This is a genomic window from Noviherbaspirillum sp., assembly GCF_035944575.1.
Classification (GTDB): domain Bacteria; phylum Pseudomonadota; class Gammaproteobacteria; order Burkholderiales; family Burkholderiaceae_D; genus Noviherbaspirillum.
On record NZ_DASZBA010000081.1, the window covers coordinates 1 to 3719 of the forward strand.

Annotated in this window: 2 protein-coding genes and 1 pseudogene; 2 read left to right on the top strand and 1 reads right to left on the bottom strand. The window is 61.5% G+C overall.

Annotation, left to right across the window (positions count from 1 at the left end; all coding sequences use genetic code 11):
- Positions 1–1619 (top strand): annotated as a pseudogene (locus VGU61_RS04645) (ribonuclease E/G); the annotation flags it as partial.
- A 218-nt stretch (positions 1620–1837) separates the two neighbouring features.
- The gene (gene chrA, locus VGU61_RS04650; RefSeq protein ID WP_326857931.1) at positions 1838–3187 is read left to right on the top strand and encodes a chromate efflux transporter; all 1350 of its coding nucleotides are present in this window, start codon (positions 1838–1840) and stop codon (positions 3185–3187) included.
- Positions 3188–3231: 44 nt separating this feature from the next.
- Here chrA and VGU61_RS04655 read toward each other — a convergent pair.
- Positions 3232–3719, bottom strand: a 488-nt coding sequence (locus VGU61_RS04655) for a transporter associated domain-containing protein (protein WP_326857932.1), incomplete at its 5' end; no start/stop codon positions are given.

Sequence of the window (3719 nt, forward strand, 5' to 3'; positions counted from 1 at the left end):
AGGCGCCTGTCGATGTCGCGGCTTTCCTGCTGAACGAAAAGCGCGGCGAAATCCTGAAGATCGAGACGCGTCATCGCGTGACGATCGTCATGATCCCGAACAAGCATCTCGAAACACCGCATTACAAGCTCGAACGTCTCAAGCACGACGATCCGCGTCTCGAGGAAATGCAGGCCAGCTACAACATGGCCGAAGAGGCCGATACGGATATCGGTTACAACAAGCGCCAGAAAGAAGAAATACGTCCACGCCAGGAAGCGGTGGTCAAGGGCATCACGCCGGACCAGCCTGCGCCAATCGTCGAACGCAAGCCCGTCGAGCCGGTCGCTCCCGTAGCACCGCCGGTCATGCCGCCTGCCGAGCAAGGCTTCTTCAGCCGCATGTTCGGCTTCTTCCGCAAAAAACCGGTTACACCGGTTGCCGCACCCGCCCCCGTGGTGGAAGAGAAACCGCAGCCGACGCGGGAGCGCGGCGAGCGCGCCGGACGTAGTACGCGAGGTCGCGGCCGTGGCCGCAATGGACGCGAGAAGGGCGAAAAAGGCGACGAGCGCGATAACAGCCGGGAACCGCGTGAAACAGTGGCGAAGCCGGCACCGGCGATTCAGGCCGCATCGGACGCACCAGCGCCCCGTCAGCCGAAAGCGCCGCGCGAAGGCAACGAACCGCGCCGCGAACGGCAGCCGCGCCAGCGCGAAGACCGCAACAAGGAAACCAAGGTCGAGGAACTGCCGGTCAACGTACTTGCAGCAGTCGTTCCGGAAACGGCAAGCCATGCCCCCCAGGTGCCGGCATTGACTGCTGCGGACATCGCCGACCCGGTACAGGCGTCGATCAATATGCTGGAAGAAGAAAACACCGAGCAAGGCGAAGAGCGTCGCCGTCGCCGTCGCCGTGGTGGCCGTAACCGCAATCGCCGAGACCGCGAGAACGGAGAAGGTACGGAAAACATGACGGCCGCTAACGAAGGCGATGCGGACGTTGATGCCGTTCTGGAAACCAAGACAGTGCAACTCGAGATCGCCGAAGTGGCGATGTCCAGCGCCGCCGCGGACAACGGTGCAATCGAAGTGCAGACAACTCGCACCTCGGTCGTCGAGACCACCGTGGAAACCACCACGGTTTCGGTGCACGAAGCGGCGGCGCAAACCCCGGCCGAGGAACAGGCCGCCCCGGTCGCTAACGAACAGATGGCACCGGTCGCTACCGACCAGTTCCATGGGGATGCCGCGACGGCAGAAACAGCCGCCGCACAATTCGAGCCGACGGAGGTTTCGGGTACAGCACCCGCATCTGAAGAATCGGTGGCCCCGCAACAGGCTCCAGAGATCGTAGCCGCTGCCGTGGAACCGGTGACCTCGGCATCTGCGCCGGAAGTAGCCGTTCCCGTTCAGGAATCGGTTCCACCGACCGCTACGGCACCAGCGCCGCTGCCGACGGACAGTTTGCGTGAAGTATTGGCGGCAGCCGGCCTGACGCTCGCTGTCACCGATCCGGAAAAGCTGCGGTTGGCGCAGGAAGCCGCCGCCCGCATCGTGCCGGCTCCCCGCACGCCGCGTCAACGCAAGCCGCTGCCGCCACCGTCAAATGAGCCGTTGGTTCAGGTGGAGACACGGCGCTAAACCGTCCGCTTTTGTACAAACGGACCAAAAGGAAAGGGGCTTCGGCCCCTTTTCTCATGAACGCGCCGCGACGATGTGCATGGCGGCCTTGACTTGGCATGGTCAGTGAAGATTATCATCGCAGGATTACCTTGCCTGCCGACATGCCACCCTGAAAACTCCAGTGGCGCGTAGGCGATCCAATTCACACCATAAGCGGCATTCAAGCCGACGACAACATGACAATAACGGCGTCCGCCGACGAACGGCCTGCAGCGATTACCTTGTCCGAAGCATTCTGGTATTGGTTGAAACTCGGCTTCATCAGTTTCGGCGGGCCCGCCGGCCAGATCGCGCTGATGCATACCGACCTGGTAGAGAAGCGGCGCTGGATATCCGAGCACCGCTTTCTGCACGCGCTCAATTACTGCATGGTCCTGCCGGGGCCGGAAGCGACGCAGCTTGCTGTATACATCGGCTGGCTGATGCATCGCACATGGGGCGGCATCGTGGCCGGTACGTTGTTCGTGCTGCCATCGCTTCTGATCTTGATCGCGCTGTCGTGGATTTATCTGGCGTTTGGCGACGTCAGGTCGGTTGCGGCAGTGTTGTACGGCATCAAGCCGGCGGTGGTTGCGATCGTGCTGGCGGCGGCATGGCGCATCGGTTCAAGGACGCTCAGAAACGGCTGGACGATCGCTATTGCGGTTGCTGCCTTGGCGGCGATCGCCTGGCTGGGCGTGCCGTTTCCGGTGATCGTCATTTGCGCGGCGCTGATCGGGTTGATCGGCGGGCGGGTCGCCCCTGAAAGATTTGCGGCCGGCGGCGGACATGCCGCGGCGGCGAAACATTCTTTCGGACCGGCACTGATCGATGATGCCACGCCGACCCCGGAGCATGCCCGCTTCTCCTGGGCCAAGCTGGTTTGGGTGACGGTAACCGGCATCGCGATCGGCGTCCTTGCATGGGGTGTGATCGCATCGCAATTTGGCGTTGGCGGGACCTTGTCCCAGATGGGATGGTTTTTCACCAAGGCGGCGATGCTGACCTTCGGTGGCGCGTACGCAGTTCTGCCTTATGTGTATCAGGGCGGCGTGGAAACCTATCAATGGCTGACGCCGGCCCAGATGATCGATGGCCTGGCGCTAGGCGAAACTACGCCGGGACCGCTGATCATGATTGTCGCCTTTGTCGGATTTGTCGGCGGCTGGACCAAGCAGTTGTTCGGCGGTGATGCACTGTTCATTGCCGGCGCCGCGGCCGCCTGTGTGGCGACTTTTTTCACTTTCCTTCCGTCGTTTGTCTTCATTCTGGCAGGTGGTCCGCTGGTCGAATCGACGCGCGGCAATATCCGCCTGACCGCGCCGCTGACCGCCATTTCCGCGGCAGTGGTCGGCGTCGTCGTTAGCCTGGCGCTGTTCTTCGCGGAGCATGTATTCCGTCTGGCCAGGCCATTTCAGGAATGGGATTTTGTCGCCATCGCCATTACGGCCGGCGCGTGTATCGCCCTCTTCCGCTTCAAGGTCGGCACGATCAAACTACTAGCCGCATGCGCTGCAGCCGGTTTGGCTTTGTCCTATATTTCCTAGCAGCATCGTGCCGGGATTCTCTCGCGGAATTGGCCTATTTGGGCTTATGCCAGCTCCCTGATCACCGGCACCTCGATATCGTCCGGCTGCGGCGGAAGCGGTGTCGCAAGCACCTTGTCGATACGTTTGCCGTCCAGATCGATGATCTCGAAGCGCCACCCTTCCCACTCGCACGTGTCGGCCGTTTGCGGAATCTTTCCCAGCAATAACATCACCATGCCGCTTAGAGTGTTGTAGCGCCCCCGGTCCTCCTCCGGCACTTCCTTCAGGCTCAAGCGGTCTTTCAATTCCGGCACCGGAATCAGTCCGTCCAGCAGCCAGGAACCATCGTCACGCTGTACCGCCCATGCGTCTTCGGCACGATGCGGCTTGAACTCCCCTGTAATCGCTTCCATGACGTCCTGCAATGTGACGATGCCCTGCACTTCGCCATATTCGTCAACGATGAACGCCAGCTGCACGCCGGAGTTTTTGAAGTTTTCCAGCAATTCCATGCCGGTAAGCGATTCCGGCAGGAAAACGGCAGGTTGAA